This window comes from Kitasatospora sp. NPDC056531, from assembly GCF_042794375.1.
GTDB lineage: Bacteria > Actinomycetota > Actinomycetes > Streptomycetales > Streptomycetaceae > Kitasatospora.
In genome coordinates, this window is sequence record NZ_JBHTTU010000046.1 from 1 (window position 1) to 24,129 (window position 24,129).

21 protein-coding genes and 1 pseudogene are annotated in these 24,129 nt (G+C 70.3%); 12 read left to right on the top strand and 10 right to left on the bottom strand.

The features are described from left to right. Window positions 1-406 precede the first annotated feature (406 nt). The gene (locus tag ACFQ87_RS29805) at window positions 407-2,974 is read left to right on the top strand and encodes an ABC transporter permease (RefSeq protein WP_380613945.1); all 2,568 of its coding nucleotides are present in this window, start codon (window positions 407-409) and stop codon (window positions 2,972-2,974) included. A 98-nt stretch (window positions 2,975-3,072) separates the two neighbouring features. Here the strand turns inward: ACFQ87_RS29805 and ACFQ87_RS29810 are convergent, their stop codons facing one another. The 3 genes from ACFQ87_RS29810 to ACFQ87_RS29820 all read right to left on the bottom strand — a co-directional run bounded on the left by ACFQ87_RS29810 (window position 3,073) and on the right by ACFQ87_RS29820 (window position 6,360). Continuing rightward, entirely contained in the window at window positions 3,073-4,320 is a 1,248-nt protein-coding gene (locus tag ACFQ87_RS29810; protein ID WP_380613946.1) for an ATP-grasp domain-containing protein, read from the bottom strand. Window positions 4,321-4,331: 11 nt separating this feature from the next. Next, window positions 4,332-5,507, bottom strand: coding sequence for a hypothetical protein (locus ACFQ87_RS29815; RefSeq protein WP_380613947.1), 1,176 nt, complete (start codon window positions 5,505-5,507; stop codon window positions 4,332-4,334). 94 nt (window positions 5,508-5,601) lie between these two features. Further along, window positions 5,602-6,360 (bottom strand): SDR family NAD(P)-dependent oxidoreductase, encoded by a 759-nt coding sequence (locus ACFQ87_RS29820; protein ID WP_380613948.1) that lies wholly within the window; start codon window positions 6,358-6,360, stop codon window positions 5,602-5,604. A 133-nt stretch (window positions 6,361-6,493) separates the two neighbouring features. Between ACFQ87_RS29820 and ACFQ87_RS29825 the strand changes: the two genes are divergently transcribed. The 7 genes from ACFQ87_RS29825 to ACFQ87_RS29855 all read left to right on the top strand — a co-directional run bounded on the left by ACFQ87_RS29825 (window position 6,494) and on the right by ACFQ87_RS29855 (window position 11,418). Further along, a complete protein-coding gene (locus tag ACFQ87_RS29825; RefSeq protein ID WP_380613949.1) occupies window positions 6,494-7,168 on the top strand; it encodes a TetR/AcrR family transcriptional regulator in 675 nt (224 codons plus the stop codon). Window positions 7,169-7,848: 680 nt separating this feature from the next. Then, the gene (locus tag ACFQ87_RS29830) at window positions 7,849-8,325 is read left to right on the top strand and encodes a Dps family protein (protein WP_380613950.1); all 477 of its coding nucleotides are present in this window, start codon (window positions 7,849-7,851) and stop codon (window positions 8,323-8,325) included. A 42-nt stretch (window positions 8,326-8,367) separates the two neighbouring features. Further along, window positions 8,368-8,727, top strand: a complete 360-nt coding sequence (locus ACFQ87_RS29835; RefSeq protein WP_380613951.1) for a hypothetical protein — start codon at window positions 8,368-8,370, stop codon at window positions 8,725-8,727. A gap of 531 nt (window positions 8,728-9,258) precedes the next feature. After that, window positions 9,259-9,927: a molybdopterin-dependent oxidoreductase gene (locus tag ACFQ87_RS29840; RefSeq protein ID WP_380613993.1), complete on the top strand. Its 669-nt coding sequence runs from the start codon at window positions 9,259-9,261 to the stop codon at window positions 9,925-9,927. After that, the gene (locus ACFQ87_RS29845; RefSeq protein WP_380613952.1) at window positions 9,878-10,555 is read left to right on the top strand and encodes a cytochrome b/b6 domain-containing protein; all 678 of its coding nucleotides are present in this window, start codon (window positions 9,878-9,880) and stop codon (window positions 10,553-10,555) included. Before ACFQ87_RS29840 ends, ACFQ87_RS29845 begins: the two co-directional genes overlap by 50 nt. A gap of 86 nt (window positions 10,556-10,641) precedes the next feature. Then, complete coding sequence (locus ACFQ87_RS29850; protein ID WP_380613953.1) at window positions 10,642-11,193, top strand: CGNR zinc finger domain-containing protein; 552 nt, start codon at window positions 10,642-10,644, stop codon at window positions 11,191-11,193. Between the two features lie 42 nt (window positions 11,194-11,235). Further along, window positions 11,236-11,418 carry a hypothetical protein gene (locus ACFQ87_RS29855; RefSeq protein WP_380613954.1) on the top strand — a complete coding sequence of 61 codons (183 nt, stop codon included), beginning with the start codon at window positions 11,236-11,238 and terminating at the stop codon, window positions 11,416-11,418. A 272-nt stretch (window positions 11,419-11,690) separates the two neighbouring features. On the opposite strand, the gene ACFQ87_RS29860 is transcribed toward ACFQ87_RS29855, so the two are convergent. The 3 genes from ACFQ87_RS29860 to ACFQ87_RS29870 all read right to left on the bottom strand — a co-directional run bounded on the left by ACFQ87_RS29860 (window position 11,691) and on the right by ACFQ87_RS29870 (window position 14,045). Continuing rightward, complete coding sequence (locus tag ACFQ87_RS29860; protein WP_380613955.1) at window positions 11,691-12,122, bottom strand: Ohr family peroxiredoxin; 432 nt, start codon at window positions 12,120-12,122, stop codon at window positions 11,691-11,693. A gap of 216 nt (window positions 12,123-12,338) precedes the next feature. Continuing rightward, the gene (locus ACFQ87_RS29865; protein ID WP_380613956.1) at window positions 12,339-13,196 is read right to left on the bottom strand and encodes a crotonase/enoyl-CoA hydratase family protein; all 858 of its coding nucleotides are present in this window, start codon (window positions 13,194-13,196) and stop codon (window positions 12,339-12,341) included. 12 nt (window positions 13,197-13,208) lie between these two features. After that, window positions 13,209-14,045 (bottom strand): alpha/beta fold hydrolase, encoded by an 837-nt coding sequence (locus ACFQ87_RS29870; RefSeq protein WP_380613957.1) that lies wholly within the window; start codon window positions 14,043-14,045, stop codon window positions 13,209-13,211. A 630-nt stretch (window positions 14,046-14,675) separates the two neighbouring features. Between ACFQ87_RS29870 and ACFQ87_RS29875 the strand changes: the two genes are divergently transcribed. Genes ACFQ87_RS29875 through ACFQ87_RS29885 form a run of 3 tightly spaced genes read left to right on the top strand, consistent with a single transcriptional unit; the run spans window position 14,676 to window position 16,287 of the window. After that, window positions 14,676-15,104 carry a hypothetical protein gene (locus tag ACFQ87_RS29875; RefSeq protein WP_380613958.1) on the top strand — a complete coding sequence of 143 codons (429 nt, stop codon included), beginning with the start codon at window positions 14,676-14,678 and terminating at the stop codon, window positions 15,102-15,104. A gap of 50 nt (window positions 15,105-15,154) precedes the next feature. Further along, entirely contained in the window at window positions 15,155-16,072 is a 918-nt protein-coding gene (locus ACFQ87_RS29880; protein ID WP_380613960.1) for an alpha/beta hydrolase, read from the top strand. Beyond that, window positions 16,069-16,287 carry a hypothetical protein gene (locus ACFQ87_RS29885; protein WP_380613961.1) on the top strand — a complete coding sequence of 73 codons (219 nt, stop codon included), beginning with the start codon at window positions 16,069-16,071 and terminating at the stop codon, window positions 16,285-16,287. The genes ACFQ87_RS29880 and ACFQ87_RS29885 overlap by 4 nt, the downstream gene beginning before the upstream one ends. Before the next feature lie 31 nt (window positions 16,288-16,318). Here ACFQ87_RS29885 and ACFQ87_RS29890 read toward each other — a convergent pair. Continuing rightward, window positions 16,319-17,988, bottom strand: a pseudogene (locus tag ACFQ87_RS29890) (ABC-F family ATP-binding cassette domain-containing protein). Between the two features lie 422 nt (window positions 17,989-18,410). Between ACFQ87_RS29890 and ACFQ87_RS29895 the strand changes: the two are divergent. Beyond that, a complete protein-coding gene (locus tag ACFQ87_RS29895) occupies window positions 18,411-19,352 on the top strand; it encodes an SDR family NAD(P)-dependent oxidoreductase (RefSeq protein WP_380613994.1) in 942 nt (313 codons plus the stop codon). A 236-nt stretch (window positions 19,353-19,588) separates the two neighbouring features. On the opposite strand, the gene ACFQ87_RS29900 is transcribed toward ACFQ87_RS29895, so the two are convergent. From ACFQ87_RS29900 to ACFQ87_RS29910, 3 genes are all read right to left on the bottom strand, one after another. Beyond that, on the bottom strand, window positions 19,589-20,734 hold the full coding sequence (locus tag ACFQ87_RS29900) for a hypothetical protein (protein ID WP_380613962.1): 1,146 nt from the start codon (window positions 20,732-20,734) through the stop codon (window positions 19,589-19,591). Between the two features lie 711 nt (window positions 20,735-21,445). Continuing rightward, a complete protein-coding gene (locus ACFQ87_RS29905; protein ID WP_380613963.1) occupies window positions 21,446-21,898 on the bottom strand; it encodes a WD40 repeat domain-containing protein in 453 nt (150 codons plus the stop codon). 352 nt (window positions 21,899-22,250) lie between these two features. Then, window positions 22,251-23,681: a flavin monoamine oxidase family protein gene (locus tag ACFQ87_RS29910; RefSeq protein WP_380613964.1), complete on the bottom strand. Its 1,431-nt coding sequence runs from the start codon at window positions 23,679-23,681 to the stop codon at window positions 22,251-22,253. Window positions 23,682-24,129 lie beyond the last annotated feature (448 nt).

The following is a 24,129-nucleotide window of genomic DNA, read 5'->3' on the forward strand; positions in this document are numbered from 1 at the left end:
CGAAGACCAGGCTCATCATCCGCAGAGGCTTCGGCTTTCGCTCCGCCGAGGCCGTCATCGCCCTCGTCATGCTCTGCCTCGGCGGCAACCGCCCCGCCCTGCCCCGACGCCAACTCACATGATCCGACCCACAGATCCAGCACAAGAGCCGCAAAAGGGGGCGAGCCGCAGGAACAGAACGGACAGGACGAGCGCGGACGCATCCGACGGATCGCCAGGACCCCGGCTCCTGGCCCGACGGAGCAGCCCCGTCTGCGCGGGGAGGAATTCTCGGCCCCGGCGCGGGCAGTCGGTCATCCGGTGGAGCCGCGCGGCTGGTGCGCGCCGGGAGGATCGTCGGTCAAGGCCGCGCCTGCGCCGAACCTCCGCCGAATCAGGACGTCGCACTCCCATGTTCCGTACTCCCGTGCTCCGCACCCCCGTGTTCCGCACCGCCTGGCGCAACGTACGCGCCCACAGGTCCCGGATGGCACTGACCGCGCTGGCCGTCGCCGTCGGCGTTGCCTTCGTCACCGGGATCCTCCTGTTCACCGCCACCGTCTCCGACGCGCTCGCCGGCTCCTCCCGGCAGGCGTTCGACCACACCGACCTGGTGGTCCGCCCCGACGGCAGGACCTCCCGGACGGCGTCCGTCGACCGGCCGCCGCCCCTGACCACGGCCGATCTACGGCGGGTGCGGGGCCTTCCGGAGACGGGCGGTGTCCTCGCCGTCGTCTCCGGCTACACGGCCCTGGGCTGTCCGGACGGACGGCCGGCCGGCCGTGGCGGCCCCACCCGGGCGGGCAACTACGCGGCGGACGGCGGAGTGGCGAACGGCGGAGGCGACCCCCGATTCGCCTTCACCGAGGGCCGGCCGCCCGCCGGGAGCGGCGAGATCGCCATCGACGGGGCCAGCGCCGCGCGGTGCGGCTACCACGTGGGGGACAGCGCGCGGATCTCGGTGGACGGGCCCGGCCTCACCCCACGGATCAGCGGCGTCTTCACCACCCGGGCCGAGCCCGCCGCCACCACGGGCGGAAGCCTGGTGCTCTTCGACACCGCGACCGCCCAGGGATACCTCACCGGCCCCGGCGACTACAGCGAATTCCACGTGAAGGCTGCCCCCGGCGTCCCGGTCGAGCGGCTGCGACAGGCGACGGAGCAGGCGCTCCCGGACACGGTCGCCTTCACGGCCGCGTCCCTCGCCCGCGACCAGACGCTGGCCGCCCGCAACCAGGTCGCCTCGCTGCGCTCCACGCTGCTGTCCTTCGCCGCCGTCGCGCTGTTCGTCTCCTGCTTCCTGATCAGGAACACCTTCAGCATGCTCGTCACCCAACGGACCAGGGAGACCGGCCTGTTGCGGGCCGTCGGCGCCTCGCGCCGGCAGGTCACCCGCCTGGTACTGGCCGAGGCGTCCCTGGTCGGGATCCTCGCCTCCCTGGTCGGGACCGCGGCCGGCATCGGTGTCGCCGAGGGTCTGCGCCCCGTCGCCGGTGACCTGGGGAAGAACGGCCCGCTGCCCACGGGCGGATCGCTGAGCCTGCCCGCGTACGCGCTCCTCCTCCCGGTGCTGGCCGGGGTGTCGACCACGCTCGTCGCCGCCTGGCTGCCCGCCCGCCGAGCCGCCCGGATCGCACCGCTGGCCGCGCTGCGCACCGCCGACGCACCGGTGCGGGAAGGCGGCGGACGGCTCCGTGCGGCCGCCGGCCTCCTGCTGTCCGGCGGTGGCGCGGCCTGCCTGCGGGCAGGCACGAACGCCGAGCGCATCGCGGACGGCGCACCGGTGATGGCGCTCGGAGCCGTCCTGGTCGCCTCCGGCCTCCTCACCCTGCTGCCGATGCTGGTCGGGCCGGCCCTCGCCCTCGCCCGCCCGCTCCTCGCCCGGGCCGGCATCAGCGCCCGGCTCGCCGAACGCAACAGCGCCCGCAACCCGCGCCGCACCGCAGCCGCGGCCGCCGCCCTGGTCGTCGGCACGAGCCTGGTCACCACCCTCACCATGCTCGCGGCCGGCGGCCTCGCCGCCGCCAACGCCCAGAGCGCCGACGTCCTCAAGGCCGACTACGTCGTCTCGATGCAGGACCTCAGCCCGCTGTCCGCCGAGGTGGAGCGGCGTCTGGCCGCCAGCCCCGACGTCATTGCCACCGCCGCCGTACGCGAGACCCGGCTGACGATCGACCAGTCCACCCGGTTCGCCCTGGCGCTGCCCGCCGAGGCCGTGCGCGAGAAGCTGCGCCTGCGCCTGACCAGCGGATCGGTCGAGGCCTTCGGCGGCCCGAGGGTCCTGGTGACCACCGGCGAGGCCCAGGCCTACGGTTGGACCACCGGAAGCCGGCTCGACGCCCGGCTCCCGGACGGCCGGAGCGTCCGGCTGACGGTGACGGGCGTGTACGAGTCCAACGCTCTGCTGGCCGGCGTCCTCGTCGACACCGCCGCCCTGCCCACCACGACCGACACCGCCGACAAGCTCCTGCTCACCACCCGCGACCACCCAGGCCCCGCGCTGCGGCTCGCCCTCACCCGCGCCCTCGGCGACAGCCCGGCCCTGCGCATCGACAGCAGCGAGGACCTGGCCCGGGCCGCCGCGCAGGGCACCACCCGGATGTTGAACGCGCTCTACGCCCTGCTCGCGCTGTCCGTCGCGGTCGCCCTCCTGGGGATCGTCAACACCCTGGCCCTGTCCGTCGTCGAGCGGCAGCGCGAGATCGGCATGCTGCGGGCGATCGGTCTGACCCGGGCGGGAGTGCGCGCCATGGTGCGTGACGAAGCCCTCCTCATCGCCGTCCTCGGCGGCGTGCTCGGCACGGCCCTGGGCCTCTTCCTCGGCTGGGCCGGAGGCGAACTGATCGCCCGCCACCTGCCCGGCTACCACCACAGCGTCCCCGTGGTGCGACTCGCGGCTCTGCTGGCCCCGGCCGTGCTCGCGGCGCTGCCAGCCGCCCTGTGGCCGGCGCGCCGCGCGGCCCGCACCCGGGTCCTGACGGCCATCGGGGCCTAGAAACAGGATCCTCTTGCCGTTGTGAGCGGAGAGGTTGTCCAGGATCACGTGGACCGGGGCGCCGTCCGCCTTCGAGCGGGCCGTCGGGGTGATGGCTGTCAATCGGCCGCCGGGGTGATCTCGTACATCCCGGGGCCGTCCAGGTAGCGCACTGTGTTGAGGTCGCGTTGCAGGACGGCATCCACCGGGTGGCCGAGCGTCAGGGTAGCCGGGTATTCGCGATCGTAGGTTGTCGCGGTGATCGTGTCGCCGGGGCTCACCAGCACGGTGAGGGAGTGGAAGCTCGCCAGCTGCTTGAGGTGGTCCAGCGCGCGGTAGCCCCGTAGCCGTCCCGAAGCCGGAGCGACCAGCGCCGCCCAGGCGAACGCGTGCCGGCGTTGGTAGGGCCGGCCCGACCGGGCGCGGAACCGGTCGGGCCGGACGTAGGCGTCGACGGTCCATTCCAGCTGGCCCTCGCCCAGGACCTCGGCCGTGTAGTACGGAAGCCCCGAAACGCGGGCGCCCACCTCGACCAGCCGCGGGCCGTCCGGGGTCAGCTTGATCTCCAGGTGGGCCGCGCCGTACCGGATGCCGAGGGCGTCCAGCACCCGGCGGCCGTAGTCGAAGAGTTCGCCGACCGGCTGTTCGTCGGAGCGCAGCAGCACCTGCGCGGTCACCAGGTCCCGCACCCCGTTGGCCTCGATCCGCTCGGTGCGCCAGGCGTCGGTCAGCTGGTGCATACCCGCGCAACTGACCGTGTTCACGATGTACTCGGCGCCCACCAGGTACTCCTGGGCGACGACCTCGGTGATCGGCTCGCCCAGCGCCGTACGGCGGCTGCGCAGCCGGCGCAGCGCGGCGACCGAGTCCTGCGGCAGGTCGCAGAACGACACGCCGTCACCCCAGTAGCCGCGCAGGGGCTTGACGACCACGGTTCCGCCCACTTTCTCGTGCCAGGCCAGCAGTTCGGCTTCGTCACCGGTTCGCAGCTGCCGCATGCCGGGGACGCCCTGAGCCTTGATCGTTTCGATCTGCACGTACTTGTCGCGCCGCGCGCTGCTCAGGGCCGTGCCGTTGGAGGCCAGCCCCAGCCGCTCGGAGAGGGCGTCGGCGAGCTCCACCCCGGTCTCGCGACCGGCCAGGACCGCGACCGGCCCCAGCGCGGCGAGCTGTGCTGTCAGGACGTCCAACTCGCCGTCGTGGACCAGCACATGACCGAAGGCCCGGTCGTCCACCGGATCGACTCCGGTCGGTGGGACGGGCGTGCTCCGGACCTGGATCACCTCGCCGCCCAGCGCGCCGAACGCGCCGGTGAACCCGAAGGACGTGCCGAACGCGTCGACGACCGCGACACGGTATGCTGACATCGGGCGCCTGCCTACTGGTTGGCCGGCGCGAAGCCGGGGTGGGCGAGATCGTCGCGGAGCGCGAGGAGCCGGTACACCGCGTTGGTGAGCACATGCCGGACGTTGAACCCCGACGTGCCGGGGTCCCGGCCGTCCAGGATGTCGTGTTCGCCGCCCTGTTCGCGGATGTCGCGACGGGTCAGCCCGGTCCGCTCCCGGAACGCCTCGGGGAGCGCGTGCCGGGTGATGCCCAGGTGCGCCATCCGGAAGTCCACGAACTTGTCGATCACCCTGACCAACCGGTCGCGGCCCGCGCGGTCGAGCACCAGCCGTCCGTCCCGCAGCCGCTGGGCGACGTTCGCCCCGCGGATGGAGTCGCCGCGCCACCGCGCGATGACGGGCCGGGACCACGAGGGGAAGTAGGACATCGACTGGTCCAGGAAGATGCCGTACCCCTTCGACGGCGGCAGCAGGGCCAGTTCGAGGAGGTGGACACTGGGCATGAACGCACCGCTCGCGCCGCGCGGGCCGCCGGGATGGCCCATGTGGTAGGGGCGGAACCGGTTGAACGCCTGCTGTGACAGCTTGCGGTACCTGGCCATGTACCGCGTGAACTCCGCGAGGCACTCGACGACGTCGTCCAGGACCGCGGACGGACGGGCGGCGGCCGCCGGCAGGACCAGCGAGCGCAGACCGTAGGCGGCCGACTTCGCCCACGGTTCGGAGAGGTGGTGGCCGAGGTAGAAGTCCCGTTCGAGAGCGGCGTCCCGGCCTGCGGAGAACACCCGGATGTCCCCGCTTCGCCGGTATTCCTCGCAGTTGACGTCGATCAGGAATTCATAGCTCAGATGGGGATCCAGGGCGGGGAACCTGCCGCACTGGGCGGATATCAGCTCGGTCAGGGCGCGGGGTGCGGCCTGCGGCCCCGCGGGCGCGTAGCCGCTGAGCAGGAAGAGCAGATCGAGCTGGAGGAGACGCGCGGTCCGCTCGTCGCCCTCGGAGAGGCACTGCGGAGTGACTTTTCGAAGTATCTGCTCCTGACAATCAGCGAGTTGATTGTGCGTCAGGCGCTTTGCCGAGAGGTCGCCGAGGGCGGCGGGAAGGCTGTGCAGGACGTAGTCGCGCAGTGGTGAGCCCGAGCGACCGGGGGCGGGAGGGGTGTGGTGCCGGGGGTGTGCGACACCGTCGAAGAGTTGGCTGCTGTTCACGTCTTCTCCTTGCCGACCGCCGCGACGGGCCGTGACGGCACTGGGGTTGGTGTTGCTCGGGGCCCGGCTGTCTGTCTGTGTCGCCGCAGGGCCTCTACTGGGCCTTGTAGCCGCCGTCGACGTTGAGGATGGTGCCGGTGACGAAGGAGGCGGCCGGGGAGGCGAGCCAGGCGATGGCTTCGGCGACCTCGGTGGGGCGGCCGATCCGGTTGACCGGCTGGAGGGCGGAGATGGCGGCCTCGTCCCAGGTGCCGGCCTCGATGGCGGTGTTGAGGATGTCGGTCTTGATCGAGGCAGGGGCGACCGCGTTGATGCGGATGCCGTCGGTGGCGTACTCCAGGGCGGCGGACTTGGTGAGGCCGACCACGGCGTGCTTGGTGGCGGAGTAGTTGGCCGCGTAGCGGATGCCGCTTAGGCCCGCGATCGAGGCCAGGTTGACGACGGAGCCGCCGGGGGTGTCCTGGGCCAGCATCTGCTGGATCTGGTACTTCATGCCCCAGAAGACGCCGAGCACGTTCGTGGTGAGCATCTGCTGGAAGCGGCTGGTGGGCTCGTCGGCCAGGCGGCCGCGGTCGAGGGAGATCCCGGCGTTGTTGACCGCGACGTCGAGTCGGCCGAAGCGCTCGACGGTGGCCGTGACCAGGGCGGCGACGGACTCCTCGGAGTCGACGTCGGCGGCGACGAAGGCGGCCTGCCCGCCGTTGTCGCGGATCTCGCGGACGACGGCTTCGCCCGCTTCCTTGCGGCGGCCGGAGACGACGACGGCGTGGCCGGCGCGGGCCAGGGCCAGGCCAGTCTCCTTGCCGATGCCGCTGGTGGCTCCGGTGACCAGGGCGACGCGGGATGCGCTCATGACGGTGGACCTCTTTCGCATACAGGTGGGCACGGCCGGCGGCCGTGATTTAGAAGACCGGCGGTCTCTTGCGTTCCAAGTTAAGAGACCGCCGGTCTGATGTCAACAGACCAGCAGTCTGTAACATGGGGGTGTGACGACCTTCCAGCGAGCGCGCAGCGAGGAACAGCGCGAGATCCGGCGCCGGGCGATCCTCGACACCGCGGCGGCGATGCTCGACGAGATGTCCGTGGGCGCGCTCAGCCTGAACGAACTGAGCCGGCGGGTGGGCCTGGCGAAGTCCAATGTGCTGCGCTACTTCGAGTCGCGCGAAGCCGTCCTGCTGGAACTGCTGGACCGCGACTGGCGGCAGTGGACCGCCGCCCTGCCCGAACAGCTCGCCGTCCAGGTCACCCCCGGGGCCCCGCCGATCCGGCGCGGCCGGGAGTTCGCCGCGGTCCTGGCGCACTCCTTCGCGCAGCACCGGGTGCTGTGCGACCTGCTCAGCGCCCAGGCGGGCGTCCTGGAGCACAACGTCTCCGCGGACGTGGCCGCCCGCTACAAACGAGCGGCCCTCGACAACGTCGCCGCCCTGGCCGCGCTCGCCCGCCAGTACCTGCCCGAACTCGGCGGCCACGCCGACCGGTTCTGCGCCGAGGCCGTCATGGTGAGCGGCGCGGTGTGGACCCACGCCCGGCCCTCCGCCGCCATGCTCGAAGCCTATGCAGCCGACCCCTCGCTCGCCGCCCTGCGCATGGACTTCACCACCACCCTGGAGGAGATGCTGACCACCCTCATCGCGGGCACCCTGGCCAGGGTCGAGGAATGACCAGGACCTCACCCGCCCCTCCGCCGCGGGAACCCGAGGCCGTGGCGATCGGCGCCGCGCCGGCGAGGGCGGTCCCGACGACGGCGGTTTTCAGCCGGAGGGATGTGCGGGCCATGGGGGAACTCGCTTTCGGGGTAGGCCTGTAGGGCCGATACGGGCAGGGGGCATTGCTCACGCAGCCGCCGAATGATGATTCCGGCAAAGGGGCACGACGCATCGAACGGAACCGCGGACCCAACCGTGCTTCACCGCCGCACGTCGGCACATCAGTCGTCTGACTGCAAGCGCCGACAGATCGATCACGTCGGTGCGCGTCGGGCGGTGAGTGCCTGCCTCTCATCCCCTTTCGAGGTGAGACGGCGCTGGCACCAGCCGCTCGGGCGGCGGCCCCCGGACCGGCTCCTTCGTTTCCCGGTGGCCGTGTGTCGGCTGTGGCTCCGACCCTTCGTCTGCCGGTGGATTCCCGGATCGGTCATCTGGCGGTCGAATCCCGCGGGGACGCGGGGGGTTCACGGTGTCGAAAGAGGCGAGGGCCGCATGGCGAAGCGGGTCGGTAGCTGCTGCCCCCGGCCACTGGGGAGGAGCACACGGCAAAGCGGACGTGCCGTCAAATGACCGATGCCGAACGGCGGTGCGGAGCCAATGATGGAGAACGCCCGCCCGCCCCGTAGGGACACACCATGTCTGTACCTATCAGCAGCCCGCTGTCCGAGAGCGCCCGAGCAGTCGCCGGCAGTGCCCTCCAGGCCACCCTGGTCGATCTCCTCGATCTTGCCTTGGTGGCCAAGCAGGCGCACTGGAACCTGTACGGTCCGCGTTTCCGCTCCCTGCACGTCCAGCTCGACGAAGTGGCCACCACGGCCCGGAACTTCTCGGACACCGTCGCCGAACGCGCCGCCGCGCTGGGTGTCGCCCCGGACGGCCAGGCCGCGACCATCGCCGCCACCAGCGCCCTTCCCTCCGTTCCGCAGGGATGGCTGGAGGACAGGGCCGTGGTGAATGCCATGGTGGAGACGTTCGCCACCGTCATCCGCCGACTGCGCGAGCGCATCGGCGCGACCGGCGAGGCGGACGCCGTCACCGAGGATCTGCTGGTCGGGCTGATCGCCGAACTGGAGAAGCAGAGCTGGATGTTCCAGGCGGAGAACCGGGGCTGACCCCTCCAGCAACACCATCACACACACGGAAAGGTGGTTCACATGTTCACACCCAAGGCCATGCTCCGCGGCTCGGCCGCCACGGCGACCGTCGTCGCGGCCGTGATAGGCCTCGGTGCCGGAGCGGCGTACGCCGCCGGCTGGCCTCCGTTGCAGCCGGGCGCCTACCTCTACTCGGGCACTGGCGGGAGCGGCGCGGTGACCGTAGTCGGCCTCGACGACTTCGGTACGTGCCACACGCTGCCGACGCCCGCCCGATCGGTCCAGGTCGCCTCCGACTCCGCGTCCGTGGTGCTGTACTCCGGGGCGAGCTGCACCGGCGCCCACCCGTGGGCCACCGGCTCGCTGGCCCAGTCCAACCTGCCGTGGCCGGTGTTGAGCTACCGGGTGGTCCCGGCTTGACGCCACCCTGACCAGGCAGTGCGGCTCCCCGCGCGGAGGTCTCGAAGCCACTGTCATGAGGCGCGCCGGGTAGGCCGGTGATGCCCGGGGGCAGCCAGATCGCCCTCGTCCACCGCGGACTGGACGGGCAGCCGTACGTCATGGCGCAGGACTACGGCTGCGCATGCTACTCGGGGGGCGTGGCATCGACGCGCCCAGTCGCTGGTCGTCACCGACCACGTCTGCAGCCACGCTTCCGCCCATGGGCTGGGCTCTTGCTGCCCCCGGGCAGCACCTGCCCGTACGAAACCCTCATCGCCACGAGACGACATGTCTTGACGGAGGTGTGGAGTGATGCCAGGGTCGTAACCGTTTAAAACGGTTACGCATTTCACTCGTAGCGCTCCCATCACACGTGTCTGACCGTCAAGGTATGTCGATGCGAGCGGTCCAGTGCAGCGCGCGATTCCGAACGACGCCGGGCTGCGGAGGGGAAGGAACGTGGCGGAGGAACACGAGCGGCACGCCCAGGGGGCTCCAGTGGGGCGGCGGATGCTGCTGGGCACGCTGGCCGCAGGCGCCGCCGGATTCGCCGCCGCGCCGTACCTGCAACGGGGTTGGGAGGGATTCCTCGGCGCCGCCTCCCAGCACGACCCGACAGGCCTCACCGGCCTGCTGCCGGATCCCGGCGGCTTCCGCTACTACAGCGTGGTGGGCTCGGTGCCGCACAAGAACGACACCGACTACGCCCTGCGTATCGACGGTCTCGTCGACCGGCCGCGCACCTACACCCTGTCGGAGCTGCGCGCGCTCCCGCAGACCCGCATCGTCCGGGAGGTGCTGTGCACCGACGGCTGGCGGGTCGACGGCACTCCCTTCCAGGGAGTCCGCCTGGCGGACCTGCTCGACGTCGCGGGAGTGCGCACCGAGGGTGCTGCCCTCCGCTTCACCTGCTTCGACGGCGTCTACAGCGAGAGCCTGACCCTGGAACAGGCCCGGCGCCCCGACGTCCTCGTGGCGCTGACCATGCAGGACGAGCCGATCAGTCATGCACACGGCGGCCCGGTCCGCCTCTACGTGGCGCCGATGTACTTCTACAAGTCGGCCAAGTGGCTCTCCGGCATCACCGTCACCGACCGGGTCATCCCCGGATACTGGGAGGAGTACGGATATGCCGTCGACGGCTGGCTCGACAGCGCCGACCGCGGCGCCGCCGCCTGAAGCGGACGACCCGGTCCGCCGGTTCGGCCGCGTCCCGCACCTCGTCCACCGGTCCACCGGGCTGCTCATGCTGCTGTGCCTGACCACTGCGGCTTGCCTCTACATCGGCCCGCTCGCTCAACTCGTCGGGCGGCGCCGTCTCGTGATCACAGTCCACGAGTGGTCAGGCCTGCTGCTCCCACTGCCACTTCTGCTCGGTCTGCTCTCCCGCGAACTCCGCGCCGACCTGCGTCGGCTGAACCGCTTCGCGCCCTGCGACGTGCAGTGGCTGCGCGCCGCACGCCGGCGACTGACCTCACCGCGCGACCGGCCGGCGGGCAAGTTCAACGCCGGGCAGAAGCTCTACGCAGGCTGGATCGCCGGAGCCGTCCTGATCATGATGGTCACCGGGCTGCTCATGTGGTTCACCCGGTTCCTGCCGTTCCTCTCGCGCACCAGTGCGATCTTCGTTCACGACTGCCTGGCCTGGGCCATGTGTGTCGTCCTGTTCGGGCACACCCGCCGTGCGCTCCGGGACCCGGAGGCACGGAAAGGCATGCGTACCGGCTATGTCAGCCGGCGCTGGGCGCGCAGCCATCACCCGCAGTGGCTGCCCGCGGACTCCGTCGAACCTGGCGCGGTCGACTGACCCAGGGGCGCTTGGCGGACGCGCGTCTCCAGGCCGCCCGGGAAGGGGGCATTGCGCATTCCCCTGTCACTGGTCAGAATGGTGACGTGATTCATGCCTTCCCGTGCGGAACCCTGACCTTCGACTTTGTCGGCACCCTGCGTGCCCGCCGCAATGCGGCGCCGATCGAGAAGTTGGCCGTTCCCCAGCAACTCGACGCGTGGTTCGTCGAGGCGGGGATGCTCGATGCCGCGCCCGGCGCCGACGGGACCGACCTTGCCATCGCGGTGGATCTTCGGGAATCGATCTACTCGCTGGTCGCCGCGCGCCTCGACGGGCGACCGATGCCGGACCGGGCGATCGCCGAGGTGAACAAGCACGCTGCGGGTCTGCCGGTGACACTGCGCCTGCACAGGGACGGCGCGACCAGGACCGGCACCGTGGCCCAAGGGCTCGCCGCACTCGCTCGCGAGACCGCCGAAATGCTAGGCGGCGATGATGCGGCCCTGCTTCGTGAGTGCGCCCGCCCGGAATGCACCCAGGTGTACCTCGACCGCTCGCGCGGCCACCGGCGTGAGTGGTGTGCCATGAAGACCTGCGGCAACCGGGTCAAAGCCGCCAGCTACCGTGCGCGCCAGCACAGTTCCTCCGACACCTGAGCGCGGTCTGCGGCAGGTCCGATCGTCTGCGCGCCGGAGCTGATGCTCGACGCCCTCGACCTGCCCGCCGACGAGTGCGTGTTCGTTGACGACACCGAGCGCTACCTGCCGCCAGCCGCCGAGCTGGGATTCGCCACCGTGCACGCGAAAGACCCGGGGCAGACGATCTCCGAACTGGAGGGCCTGCTCGGAGTGGACCTGTCGGGACGCGACCGAGGCCGCTGAGCAAACGGGGCCGGGAAGGAGTGAGACCCCTTCTCCGTCCCCGTGGGCGGCGCCGGTGCGCCGATCCGGTCCGTCAGCGGCGCAGTAGGTCCGCCGCCCGCTCCGCGATCGCACAGACGGTCGCGTTGGTGTTGTTGGACGATGATGTCGTAGCTGGGTCGAACGTTCACGGTGCTTCGTCCTCGGTGCGGTGCTGTCGCCTCGGTCAGAGGGCCGGCCCGCCCGAGCCGTCGGTGCCTCACGGCGGCGCGGGCGGGCCGGAAATGGCTGTGTCAGGCGGTCACCGCGGTGGCGTTGATGGTGACCGGGATGTTGCCGCGGGTGGCCTTGGAGTAGGGGCAGAGCTGGTGGGCGGCGTTGCCGAGTTCGACTGCGGTCTCCTGGTCGACTCCGCCGAGTTCGAGGTTGAGGACGGCGCTCAGTCCGAACGCGTCGTCGTCGCTGCGGGTCAGGGTCGCCTCGACCGTGATGGCGGTGCTGGTGAGCCGGACCTTGCGTTCGGCGGCGGCGCGGCGGACGGCGCCGAGGAAGCAGGCGCCCCAGCCGGCCGCGAACAGCTGCTCCGGGTTGGTGGCACCACCGGCACCGCCCAGCTCCTTCGGGATGGCGAGGGAGGTAGCCAGGTGGCCGTCGCTGGCGGCGATCTGCCCGCCGTTGCGGCCCTCTCCCGTCACCGTGACCACGCCGGTGTAGCTGACTGCCATTGTCCTGACTCCTTGTTCGTGTCGATCCGATGAAGCGTTCCGTCGTCACCGGTTTAACTGGTTACCGACTCTGTCGGTCCCGCTCGGGCCTGTCAAGAGGGCCCGGTTGGCGTTGCCCGTGCCCAAAGGGCTTCGGGGGTACGGGATTTGCTCCGCTTGGCGATACGTGTCAGATGTGCGCGCCAAGGTGGGACGGCTTGCCTGACAGCCGGCCCCTCAGCCTTGTGCGGCGAACCGCCGGTCCTGTACCGCAACGAGGCGTTCCATGTAGTCCACGCCGGCAGCGCCCACGCCGAAGGCCGATTCCGCCCAGTCCTCCGTCGTGGACATCAGGACGTCGCGCGAGATAGGCAGTGACCTCAGCCGAGTGCGCAGCATGGCAGCCACCCCGTTGAACCGCGGGCCGATCTCGTCCATGAACTCCAGCACAGTGGCATAGCCGCCGCCGACAGGCGCAACCCGGTCGACGAGCCCCTGCTCCTCGTGCCAGCCAACGGGGTGCTGCTCACCCCATCCGATCAGGCGCTCCGCCGTCCGCCGGCCGGCGCGCACAGCGGTGAGCGGGTACGCGCCCATCCCGGGGAACAGGTTGAACTTGATCTCGGGGAACCCAAGGCGCACCTGTTCCTCCGCCAGCACGAAGTGGTGTGCAAGGGCGCACTCGTATCCGCCGCCCAGCGCATGGCCGTCAACGAGCGCGATGCTGATCGCTCCCGTGCCGAAGCCGTGCATCGCCTCGTCGATGCAGTCGACACAGGCGCGGGCGTACGCCCGCAGGGTCTCGCGGTCCCCCGAACGGATCGAGCGGGCGAACAGGTCCAGGTCGCCGCCTGCATTGAACATCCCCGGGGTGCTGGAAGCTGTCACCCAGAACCTGACCGGCAGCGCGGCCTCCCGCACCAGCCGAGCCAGTCGCAGGATCTCGGCGAGCAGCACCGAGTTGAACGACGGACGTGGTTCCGCGCTCATCATCATCCAGACCACTTGGCGCTCGCTGTCGTAGCGCGCGACCAGTTGGTTGAAATCCTCTTCCACGCCCAGGGGCTGGGTGTGGTCCAGAAGCTTGATGTCCACCGTGGGAACTCCCTACTTGGCGAGGAAGGCGAGCAAGGCCTGGTTCACCTCACGGGCGTGGGTCCACAGCAGTCCGTGCGGACCCCCTTCGATCTCCACGTACTCCGCGGTCGGCAGCGCCTTGTGGAACAGCCGGGCGGTGGCCTCGACGGGCAGGATCCGGTCGGCGGTCCCGTGCAGGATGAGCGCCGGGACGTCGACCTTGGGGATGTCGGCACGGAAGTCGGTGCCCCAGGTCAGCGGGGCGGCTGCCGCCGCGTGCGCGCCGCCGCTCGCGGCGACGTTCCAGCTGTTGCGCAGGGCCTCCTCCGAGATCCGGCTGCCGAGGTTCTCGTCCAGGTTGTAGAAGTCCTTGAAGAACGCGGTGTAGTAGGCGTAGCGGTCGGCTGACGCCGCGTCGCTGACCTGCTGGAAGAACTCGGCGGGAGCCGCGCCGTCGGGGTTCTCCGGCCCCAGGAGGAGCCACGGCTCCAAGGACGCCAGGAAGGCGACCTTCGCGATCCGACCGGTGCCGTAGGTACCCGCGTAGCGCGCCACCTCGCCGGTGCCCATGGAGAAGCCGACGAGGATCGCGTCGTTGAGGTCGAGTGCCGCTAGCACCCGGTCCAGGTCGGCGGCGAAGGTGTCGTAGTCGTACCCGGTGCCGGGCCGGTCCGAGCGACCGAAGCCGCGGCGGTCGTACGTGATCACCCGGTAGCCGGCGCCGAGCAGCGCCGCGGACTGCTTCTCCCACGAGTCACCGCTGAGCGGGAAACCGTGGATGAGCACGACCGGTTGCCCCGCCCCGTGGTCCTCGTAGTACAGGTTGATGTCGGCGGAGTTCTCCTGGCCGACGGTGATGAACGGCATGCTGGGTCTTCCTTCGATGATGGTGGGAGCAACGTGTACGAGGAGCGGGCTGGCCGGCTTTCCGAGGCGCGCGTCACTTGGGAAGCCACGGATTCTCCCGTAGGTGTCAGGGGCCGTCGGCCTTCGCGAAGCAGAGTCACAGCGAAGTGCTGGTCGGTTGTCCGCCGGAGGTGCCAACGTCCTTCACTCTCCGTCCTGTGGATGCGCCTTGAGATCAGTCACATGACGGTCAACCCCGACTGCACATGTCCGGGGCACCTTTGCGGCGATAGCGGTTCATGAGTCCCTCTGCCATGGCGGCCAACCTGCGGCGTGGCCTTGCACTCCACATCGTCACCTGCCAGAGTGGTTACGCGCCGAAAGGCGGCAGCAACCCCCGGTCTCGAGGGACAAGGGCCCGTACCCCGTTTTCGGGGGACACGGGCGCGAGGATGCGCCTTGATGGGGCACGAATCACCAGCTCAGAACGGGATTTGCAGCATGCGGCAGATGGCGCATCGCCGGAATTCAGTCCCCGTTGGCGGTCAACTGACGGAGGCAGTCCGCCTCCGCCGTGACCAGAGTGAGTACTGCCGACACAACCCGGCCTGCGGACTGCAGCGATCTCGTACCCACACACATGGAGCTCCCATGACCGTCGTCAACTTCCATCTCATCTCTTCGCTCAGCCCGTCCGGCGTGCTGGAGGTGCTCACCGACTTCAGCCCCGCCCGAGCGAAGGCTTGGCCCGGCATCGACATCGAACACTTCGAGGTTCACGGCCTGGGTGAGAACTGGGCCGAGGTGACCGAGGGCAACAGCTCCGCCTGGGAGCGGACCCGCTATGACTGGGAACCCGGAGGAAACGAGGTCACCGTCACCACTCTCGACTCCAAGCTGTTCGGGCCGGGGGGAGGTTGGGTGTTCCGGATGACCCCGGAGGCGGCGGGCACCCGGGTCGACGTCCAGCTAACCAGGACGCCGAGCACCCTGAAGGGAAAGCTCCTGGCGTCGCTGCTTCCCGCCGTCGCGCCGGCGTCCCTGCGCAAGTCCTTCGCAGGCCCTCTGCAGTCCCGATAACGCCAGTAGGCAGCTGTGGAACTGCCACCTCACACTCACAGGAGACGTCCATGACCCGCAGTAGTGTGACCTTCGGCAGCGCCGGCATCGAGATCGCCGCCCACCTCTACACCCTGGGCGGCCGGACAGGAGGTCCGCAGCCCGCCGTCGTGGTCGGCCACCCCGGCACCGGCGTCAAGGAACAGGCCGCCGGCCTGTACGCCCGGCAACTGGCGGACCGCGGCTTCATCACCCTCGCGTTCGACGCCGCCTACCAGGGGGAGTCCGGCGGTGCGCCCCGCGGCCTGGAAGACCCGAGCCAGCGTGTGGAGGACTTCAAGGCCGCCGTCTCGTACCTCAACACCCTCGAGGACGTCGACGACGACCGGATCGGACTGCTCGGCATCTGCGCCTCCGGCGGGTACTCGCTGAGCGCCGCAGGCGGAGACCACCGCGTGAAGGCCGTCTCCACCGTTTCCGGGGTCGATGTGGCCCGTCAGTTCCGCCTCGGCGCCGACGGAACCCAGGACCCCGCGGTCTTCCGCAGGCTGCTCGACGCGGCCGCTCGGGCCCGCACCGCCGCAGCCCGTGGCGAGGACCCCGGAGCCCTGCCGATCTTCCCCGGGACCGCCGAGGAGGCCGACGCACTCCGGGGAGCGCATGCTGTGGAGGGATTCGAGTACTACTGCACCGCGCGCGGCCGGCACGAGCGCTCCGCCGCGACGTTCGCCTGGCGGAGTGTCGACAAGCTGGCCTCCTCCGACGCCTTCCACGCGGTCGCGCTGATCGGGCCGCGGCCCCTGCTCCAGATCGTCGGCACGCGCGCCGGCACCGCCTGGATGGCCATCGACGTCCACCAGCGGGCGACCGGCCCCAAGGAACTGCACTGGATCGAGGCCGCCTCCCACGTCGATCTCTACGACAAGCAGGAGTACGTCGACCCAGCAGTCGACAAGTTGACCGAGTTCTTCGGTAGGAACCTGCGGTGACCATTCCGCAGCAGCCGACCTGCCGCACCGACAGGTGGCTGGTGACGCGGGCATCGCTGGACCCGGTCGCCCTTTCCATGGTTCTTTCCCAAGCCTCGACGCGTGCGGACCTGAACGGCTACGCCGACCTCTTGTGGCTCAGTGCCGGATACTTCCGGTCTCGCTTCCGGGTCTCCTCCCGCCGCGAGATCGGAGCCGCCTTCTCCGATCGATGATCGCCGCTGCCGACGGGCCCGCCCCCGAGTCCTAGTCAGCGAGCGGGGCAGGGGCTCCGGTTCGGGGCGCTGGCGCCGGTCGGCCCAGCCGCCCGTCGGCGAGCTCGAGGTGCCGCTCCACGTTGATCGCGTCAAGGAATCGCGCGTCGTGGCTGATCACAACGAAGGCTCCTTCGTGGGCGTTCAAGGCGTTCTCCAACTGCCCGACACTCACCAGGTCCAGGTTGTTGGTCGGCTCGTCCAGCAACAGCAGATGGGGTGCCGGCTCGGCATAGAGGACGCACGCCAGCGTCGCACGAAGCCGCTCGCCGCCCGACAGCACGCGCACCGGCAGGTGGATCCGCGGGCCGCGGAACAGGAACCGCGCCAGGATGTTCAGCCGCCGGGCGTCCGGCAGCGACGGCGCGAAGGATGCGAGGTTCTGCGCCACCGTCCGGTCGTCGTCCAGCAGGTCCAGCCGTTGCGACAGGTACGCGACCCGGCCGTCGGCACGCCGGACGGTTCCGGAGTCGGGCTCCAAGTCGCCGTGCACGAGCCGCAGCAGGGTCGACTTGCCGACCCCGTTGGCCCCCGAGAGTGCGATGCGTTCGGGCCCGCGGATGGCCAGATCGACGCCTTCGCCGGCGAAGACCTCCGTGTCGCCGAGGCGCTTGCGCAGGTGCTCCGCCTCGAACAGGGTGCGCCGGCAGGCACCCGGGTGTCCGGGAGCTCCAACGCGATGCTCTGCTCGATGCGCACCGCGCGTGCCGCCTCGGCGGCGCGTTCCTTCGCGTCGCTGACCCGGGCGGCGTGCATCGTCTGGGCGGTGCCGGCGCTCTTCTCGGCGGAGCGCTTCAGGCCACCGGCGACGATCCGCGCCAGCCCGGCGTCCTTCAGGTTCCGCTGCGCGTTTCCGGCCCGGCGTTCGGCCCGCTCCCGGGCCTGCTGCATCTCCCGCTTCTCGCGTTTGACCAGCAGCTCGGCGTTGCGGAGGTTGCGCTCCGCGGCCTCCTGCTCGGTAGCCACGGCGTGCTGGTAGGCGCTGAAGTTCCCGCCGTAGAACCGCATCTCGCCGCGCTCCAACTCGGCGATGCGGTCCATCCGGTCCAGCAGTTCGCGATCGTGGCTGACGACCAGGACGCAGCCCCGCAGACCGTCCAGCACCTCGTAGAGCCGGTGCCGGGCCGCGCGGTCGAGGTTGTTGGTCGGCTCGTCGAGCAGCAGTACGTCGGGGCGCTTCAGTAGCAGTGCGGCCAGGCCGAGCCCGACGATCTGGCCCCCGCTGAGCCGGTCGAGCCGGTCGAGCCGGTCGCGCAGTGCGACGTGGCCGAGGCCGAGCCGCTCGAGTTCGGTTCGCGCCCGGTCCTCCACGTCCCAGTCGTCGCCGACGACGGTGAAGTGGTGCTCGGCGGTGTCGCCGGACTCGATCGCGTCCAGTGCCGCGATGACGTCGGCTGCGCCGAGCACCTCGGCGACCGTCCGGTCGGCCGTCAGCGGCAGGTCCTGCGGCAAGTAGCCCAGCACACCCGCCACCGCGATCGAGCCGCTGGTGGCGGTGAGACGGCCTGCGATCAGCCGGAGCAGCGTGGACTTGCCCGCACCGTTGGGTGCGACCAGGCCGACGCGCTCGGCTTCGAGGTTGAAGGAGAGGTCCCGGAAGACCGGGGTGTCGTCCGGCCAGGCGAACGACAGGTCGGAGACGACGACAGGGGAGGATGACATGACCGTGCCCTAGGAAAGCCCTGCGGACCGACGCGCTCGATCACAGGTGAGGTGAAAGGGAGGACCAAGCGGCGCCGAGCAGCGGATCGTCGATCAGAAAGCGCTCGGGTCCCGGACATCTCAGTGCGAGATGTCGTCGTCGCTCAGCATGTCGAAACTCCTTCATCGGGGCGTCTGCCACGCTAACACGCCTGCTTGGGCAGGCACTGGATTTTTCGAGGTGGGGTGGGCCGGGAGGGCGGAGGGGAGTGGACGCGCCCTCCCGGCGTTCAAGGGGGCCGCAGTTCAGCGGCCGGGGGGGGGCTGACGGCGGGTCAGCGGGTGGCGCGGGCGGCCTTCTCGATGACGCCGGCCACCAGGTCGGGGTGGGACACCGCGACGGAGTGGGACGCGACCACCTCGGTGGTGTGGGTCTCCTTACCATGACGCTCATCACCACTCCCTTCGACAAGTGGGCCAGGGCAACCGAGGTCCTGTCCGGGGTCGACCTGACCGGCAAGCGCATGATCGTCACCGGCGGGGCCTCGGAGATCGGGACCGAGACGGTGCGAGCCCTTGCAGGGGCGGGCGCGCACGTCGTCATCGCGACCCGGAACCCCGCCATCGCCGAGCCGATTCTCAAGGAGTTTCCCACCGCCGAGGCCGTCGCGCTCGACCTCGCCGATTTGCGGTCCGTCCGAGCCTTCTGCGAGGGCTGGAACGGCCCCGTCGACGCGGTCGTCGCCAACGCGGGCGTGATGGCGCTGCCGGAACGACAGGTCAGTGCGAAGGGTTGGGAAATGCAGCTGGCGATCAACTACCTCGGTCACTTCGCGTTGGTCCATGGGCTGCACAAGGCTCTCCTGGCCGCTGAGGAGCCGCGCGTCGTGGCCGTCAGCTCCGGTGCACAGCGCCTGCATGGCTTCGATTTCGACGACCCGCAGTTCGAACGCCGCCGGTACGACCCCATGGCCGCCTACGCGCAGTCGAAGACGGCCGACGTCCTGCTCGCCGTCGGGATCAGCCGCCGCTGGGCCGGGGACGGCATCGTCGCCAACTCCTGTGAGCCTGGTTGGATCCACACCAACCTGACGCGCCACCTCGACCGGGCCACCATGCAGGCGGTCGGCGCCATGGACGAGGACGGGAACCTGCTGACCCCCGACTACTACAAGACTCCTGCGCAGGGGGCGGCCACCAGCGTTCTGCTGGCCGCCTCACCGCTCGTGGCCGGTGTCACGGGCCGCCACTTTGAGGACAACCACGAGGCCGAAGTGATGGACGGAGGACCTGAATTCACCATGTCGGGCGTCGCGCGGTGGTCGATTGACCCCGTCGCCGCGGACAAGCTGTGGGACTACGCCTACGGCCTGCTCGCCTGGTAGTACTTCGTCAGGTTGGGGTGACAGGTCGGGGTGACCGCGTGAATCTCTGCTCCGGGATGGGTTGTTGGCAGGTGTGACAGGTGCCGCTCCAGCAGCCCAGGAGGTTCTGTCGCTGGTCGAGGACCTGGTAGAAGGTCAGGCCGGCGCTTGGGCTTTGGGTCGAGTCGTCGAAGGGTGAGGAAGGCGTGGGCGGCGGTAGCGAGGTGCCGGTCGGGCTCTCTCGGGTGCCGGGTGTCTCAGATCAGCCGGTCGTGGTTGCGTGCGGCGGCTGCGCGGACGAGCTGGGCGAAGCGGGCGCGGCTGTGGTGCTGGTGCGCTTCGGCCTCGCGTTCCTCGTCATCGTTCTCGGTTTCGTCCTCGTCGTTGTCGAGTTCGTCGTACTCGCTGTGGAGGAGCCAGCAGCCGTGGATGCCGGCGAGGAGGTCTTCGAGAAGATCGCGGGCCGGGCGCTTGGGGTCGAGCGGGGTCAGGCGCAGAGCGACGTCCTCGATGTCCGGCTCGTCGGCACCGGTGTACTCGGCGAGGGTCTCCTCGAAGTCGTCGAGTTGCTCGCGCAGGTCGGCGGGGTCGGGCAGGAGGCCGTCGGCGACGTGCATCGCGTGGCGGACGAGGGCGGTGACGGCCTCGCGTGGGGAGGCGCCGGAGTCGAGGAGTTCGAGGACGAGGGTGGGCGTCTCATGCGGGAGGGCCTCGATGTCGTCGGCTTCGAGGAGGACCGCGGTGGGGTTCTGACCGGAGGCGTCGGCGGCGACCTCGGCCGCGGCGGCCAGCCAGTGGGCGGCTGCGACCGAGGCGGCGGTCGGGTCGACGTCGGAGAACAGGGCTTCGGGCCCGAAGGGGTCCTGTTCGAGGAGCCGGTTGGCGGCGGCGACCTGGACGGGGGAGGCGTCCTCACGGCTGAGCAGCACGGCCTGCTGCGCGCGGCCGGTGAGGTTGCCGAGTTCGGCGCTCTCCACGGCGGCGAGTTCGATGGCGGTCTCCGCGAGGACGGCCTTCGTCAGGTCGGGATTGTCGAGGGTGTGCAGGGCGCGGCCGACCTGGTGGGCGGACTCGATCAGGGGGCTGTAGGAGACGATCATCGAGCCGGTCTGTGGCAGGTTCGGCTGGGTGATGGCCTTGGTGACCTCGCTGAAGGCTTGGCGTTCTGGTTCGCGTCGCCAGCCCTCGCTGTTGGGTTCCAGGGAGTCGGCGGCGCTGGCGGGGTGGGTGTAGGTGTGCCAGGCGGCTTCCGAGAGCTGGGTCAGGGCGCGGGCCAGGCGTAGGAGCGCGGCGGCGGCCGTGCCAGCGGGGACGGTTGCGATACAGGTTGCGAGGTCGCCTTCACTGGTGCCCCAGGCGGCGGTCAGTTCGTTCCGGTCGGGGTCGACGCAGTAGCGGGTCATGAAGCCCTACTTCCGGGATGTGCTCTGAAAGGCGCTCGGCGCCCGGCGCGACATATTCTGACGTATCGCCAGATCTCTCGCGGGCGGTCGCGAGGGCCGGCCTGGCGGCTGTTTCGGGTCACCTCAGGATGCGAGCGCAGGTTGACCAGCGTCCTCATCGGCCCTCGATGCACCGCGGCGCAGCGGTTAGCTCGAACAGCGCGTCCGCACGATCGTGCGGGCGGTCGTTGCAGTCTGCCCGGTAGCGCGATCGTTCCGCGAACGTACCGCTGCGGCTAGTTGCCAAGCGGGTGCAACGTCTCCGCCGACGGTGGCCCCGTGCTGGTGCGCGCGTCCCTCCCTGCTGTGCGGGGCATCCAGAACGACGCCTTGCCAGGACTGTCCGCCGCCCTGGTCCGCGTCTCCCGCCCTGTTGAAGGCCAGTGCGCAAGCGTCCGCAGCAACCGCCCGGCCGAGCCCGCGTGGTTGCCCGGGGGTGATCGACGCCTGTATCGGGTGGTTGTCATCGGCGGCCGCTCGTTCGGGGAACGAGCGGCCGCCGGGTTTCGTGTCCGATGATCGGCTTCCGGCCGATCCCCGTTCGCCGGACCCTGGGCCGGGACACGCCCGCAGCGCCTCTGCGCCCCCGCAGCATCCCCTGGAGTAGTAGTTCGCCTGCTCCGGGAGGTGGCTCCGGAGGCGAGGCAGGCGTAGCCGCGGTAGTCGGCTCACTCAGGACGAACCACACCCCTCGTTGATGGCACGGCAGATCTTCTGGATTGCTCCGGCGGGTTGGGGGAGGGCGACGTCCCACAGGTGCACTGTGTTGTCGACGCTGCCGCTGGCGAGAGTGTCTCCGCCGGGTCTGAACGCCACGGACCAGACCGGTGCGGTGTGGCCGGTCAAGGTGGTGCGACTGGTGCCGGTGGTCGCGTCCCACAGCCGGATGGTGTGGTCGTAGCTTGCGCTGGCGAGGGTGTGCCCGTCGGGGCTGAACGTCACCGATGCCACCGCATTGGTGTGGCCGACAAGGAGGGCTCTGCTGGTGCCGGTGGCGACGTCCCACAGCCGGGCAGTGTGGTCCCAGCTGCCGGTGGCGAGGGTGTTTCCGTCGGGGCTGAAGGCCACCGAGTCCACCGTGTTGGTGTGGCCGGTCAGTGGTGGGCGGCTGGTGCCGGTGGCCATGTCCCACAGCCTACAGCTGGCGTGACGACCGTCCACCCGGGCGCGATCGGCTGAACGGTGACGGCCCGTTCGGCCCGCCACCCCTGCGGGCCCCGGCGGCGCGCGGTAGCCGCCACGCGGGCGAACCAGCCGGCGACCGCAGGGGCGGGAAAGTGACTGCGATCGGTCACGAGCATTCTTCTCCGTACAGTGGGGCGATTGGACGCCCGCCAGGGGTGCACGCGACGTGGACGCGGCCCATGCCGCCCGCGCCGAGCCGCGCACAGGCGGTAGCCGCCGCCCTTGCCGGGCCGTACGGAGTCGGCGCCTCGAAGACCGAGGAAGACGAGGGAAAGGAACCCCGGACGGCTCCTCAGTGTGCGATTTCCTTGGCTGCGCGGATTCCCGACAGGTAGGCCCCGTGGACGGTCGCGGAGGAATCGCGGTGCGTCGCCTCGCCGGCGAAGTGCACCCGGTCGCCGACCGGAGCCGCGAGCTGGTCCCGCGTTCCCGGGGTGGAGCCGGCCTTGTAGAACGAGTACGAGCCGCGCGCGTACGGGTCGGAGGCCCAGCGGGTGATCTGGAAGTCCGTCGGCTGGGGGATGTCACCGCCGTACATGGTCTTCAGCGTCTCCATTGCGCCGGCGACGATCTGGGCGTCGCTCCAGCCCTCGATGGTGCGGCCGAAGTCTGCGGCGTTGAAGCCGAGCAGCACCGGTTGCCCGACGGCGCGGTTGAGGTTGATCCACTGCTCCCACTGCCCGTGCTTGTCCAGGTTGGGCACGTACATCAGCCAGTCGGTGTCCGCCCAGAACACCTTGGGAAAGCGCAGGTAGCACTTGTTGAGCACACCCATGCCGAGCTTGTCGATGGCGGCCTGCTTGTCCGCGGGCAGGCCCGGTCCGAACTTGACCGCCCCGCTCTGCAGCACACCCAGTGGCAGGGTCACCACCACGTGGTCGGCCAGGAAGGTGCCCTTGTCGGTGGTGACCGTCACGCCGCCGGAATTCCAGTCGATCTGCTGGACGACGTGCCCGGTCCGCACCGTCAGCCCCTTGGTCAGCAGGTCGGTGATCTGGTGGTAGCCGCCCGGGAACAGCACGTCCTTGCCCTTGATCGTGGCGCCGTTGTCGAAGTACAGCGCGGACATGTCGTTCACGCTGCCTGCGTACTCGTGCTCGAAGTCGTTCAGGGCGAAGGAGACCAGCGACTTGTCGTCGTTGGACAGTGACGGCCAGTCCAGCGCGCGCTCGACCACGCTGCGCATCGAGGTGTCCTTCTGGTCGTCGTTCTGGTCCTGGTTCGACGTCAGCGCCTGGGCGGTGGCCTTGCGCCAGCGCTGGATCGCCTGTTCGGCGTCGGTGTCGGCCTTGTGGCCGGTGGCGAGGTAGTCGGTCGCGCTTTCGAGGTCGGTCGTGACCGTCCGCGCTCCGGCCTTGGCGGCGAGGTCGGTGATCGGGTTCTTGTCGACACCGTGGATCCACGACGCCCCGAGGTCGACCGGCGTGCCGGACCACTGCTCACTGGTCCAGATCCGGCCGCCGATCCGGTCGCGCGCTTCGAGCACCAGCACCTCCTTGCCCTTGTCGGCCAGATAGCGGGCGGCGGCAAGGCCGCTGATCCCGGCACCGATGACGATCACACCGCTGCGGACGGGCGCAGCCGACCCGGGCAGGGCCGACGGAGTGCCCTCCTGGGTCGGGCCGTCCTCGTCCGCGTTGCTGCCGCATGCGGCCAGGGTGCCGAGAGCGGCCACACTGGTCAGGCCGAGGCCCATGTTCGTCAGGAAACGTCGGCGGTACATCGTCATGGCTGTTCTACCGATCTGCGATCTGTCACGGGCTGGTACAGGAATTCCGTCGGGCGCGCCGTTGCGCTCGACGGCCTGCTCGTGGGGCGAGATGGCCGCGCAGCCTCCGGCGGCGGCCCCGATCCAGTCGGGGAATCGCCTTGCGCGCGGCGGTACGTATCCAGTGGTCAGCCCACGGATGGGCACGGTGCGGGCCATGTCCGCGTGGACGATTCCTGTTCACGCGGCGCAACATGGCGACCCGACATCCGCACCTGGTGGGGCGGACACAACGCGCCGACTCGCTGCCTTGAGGGCATGGCGGCGGCCGGGGCCGGACTGACGGTGCTCCAGTCAGGCGCCGGGCGGATCCCCGGCGGAAACGGTGTGGACGCGAAAGGGCCGCGCATCATCCGGAGCAGGTCAGGCCTCGGGGAACGGCGGTAACCCCTCTCTTCAGTAC

What these genes read in the sequence shown, in the direction of transcription:
- ACFQ87_RS29810 (WP_380613946.1), bottom strand. Translation starts at nt 4,320, where the DNA reads ATGTCAGCATACCGTGTCGCGGTCGTCGACGCGTTCGGCACGTCCTTC.
- ACFQ87_RS29820 (WP_380613948.1), bottom strand. Translation starts at nt 6,360, where the DNA reads ATGAGCGCATCCCGCGTCGCCCTGGTCACCGGAGCCACCAGCGGCATC.
- ACFQ87_RS29830 (WP_380613950.1), top strand. Translation starts at nt 7,849, where the DNA reads ATGTCTGTACCTATCAGCAGCCCGCTGTCCGAGAGCGCCCGAGCAGTC.
- ACFQ87_RS29835 (WP_380613951.1), top strand. Translation starts at nt 8,368, where the DNA reads ATGTTCACACCCAAGGCCATGCTCCGCGGCTCGGCCGCCACGGCGACC.
- ACFQ87_RS29840 (WP_380613993.1), top strand. Translation starts at nt 9,259, where the DNA reads ATGCTGCTGGGCACGCTGGCCGCAGGCGCCGCCGGATTCGCCGCCGCG.
- ACFQ87_RS29845 (WP_380613952.1), top strand. Translation starts at nt 9,878, where the DNA reads ATGCCGTCGACGGCTGGCTCGACAGCGCCGACCGCGGCGCCGCCGCCT.
- ACFQ87_RS29855 (WP_380613954.1), top strand. Translation starts at nt 11,236, where the DNA reads ATGCTCGACGCCCTCGACCTGCCCGCCGACGAGTGCGTGTTCGTTGAC.
- ACFQ87_RS29860 (WP_380613955.1), bottom strand. Translation starts at nt 12,122, where the DNA reads ATGGCAGTCAGCTACACCGGCGTGGTCACGGTGACGGGAGAGGGCCGC.
- ACFQ87_RS29870 (WP_380613957.1), bottom strand. Translation starts at nt 14,045, where the DNA reads ATGCCGTTCATCACCGTCGGCCAGGAGAACTCCGCCGACATCAACCTG.
- ACFQ87_RS29875 (WP_380613958.1), top strand. Translation starts at nt 14,676, where the DNA reads ATGACCGTCGTCAACTTCCATCTCATCTCTTCGCTCAGCCCGTCCGGC.
- ACFQ87_RS29880 (WP_380613960.1), top strand. Translation starts at nt 15,155, where the DNA reads ATGACCCGCAGTAGTGTGACCTTCGGCAGCGCCGGCATCGAGATCGCC.
- ACFQ87_RS29895 (WP_380613994.1), top strand. Translation starts at nt 18,411, where the DNA reads ATGACGCTCATCACCACTCCCTTCGACAAGTGGGCCAGGGCAACCGAG.
- ACFQ87_RS29900 (WP_380613962.1), bottom strand. Translation starts at nt 20,734, where the DNA reads ATGACCCGCTACTGCGTCGACCCCGACCGGAACGAACTGACCGCCGCC.
- ACFQ87_RS29905 (WP_380613963.1), bottom strand. Translation starts at nt 21,898, where the DNA reads ATGGCCACCGGCACCAGCCGCCCACCACTGACCGGCCACACCAACACG.
- ACFQ87_RS29910 (WP_380613964.1), bottom strand. Translation starts at nt 23,681, where the DNA reads ATGTACCGCCGACGTTTCCTGACGAACATGGGCCTCGGCCTGACCAGT.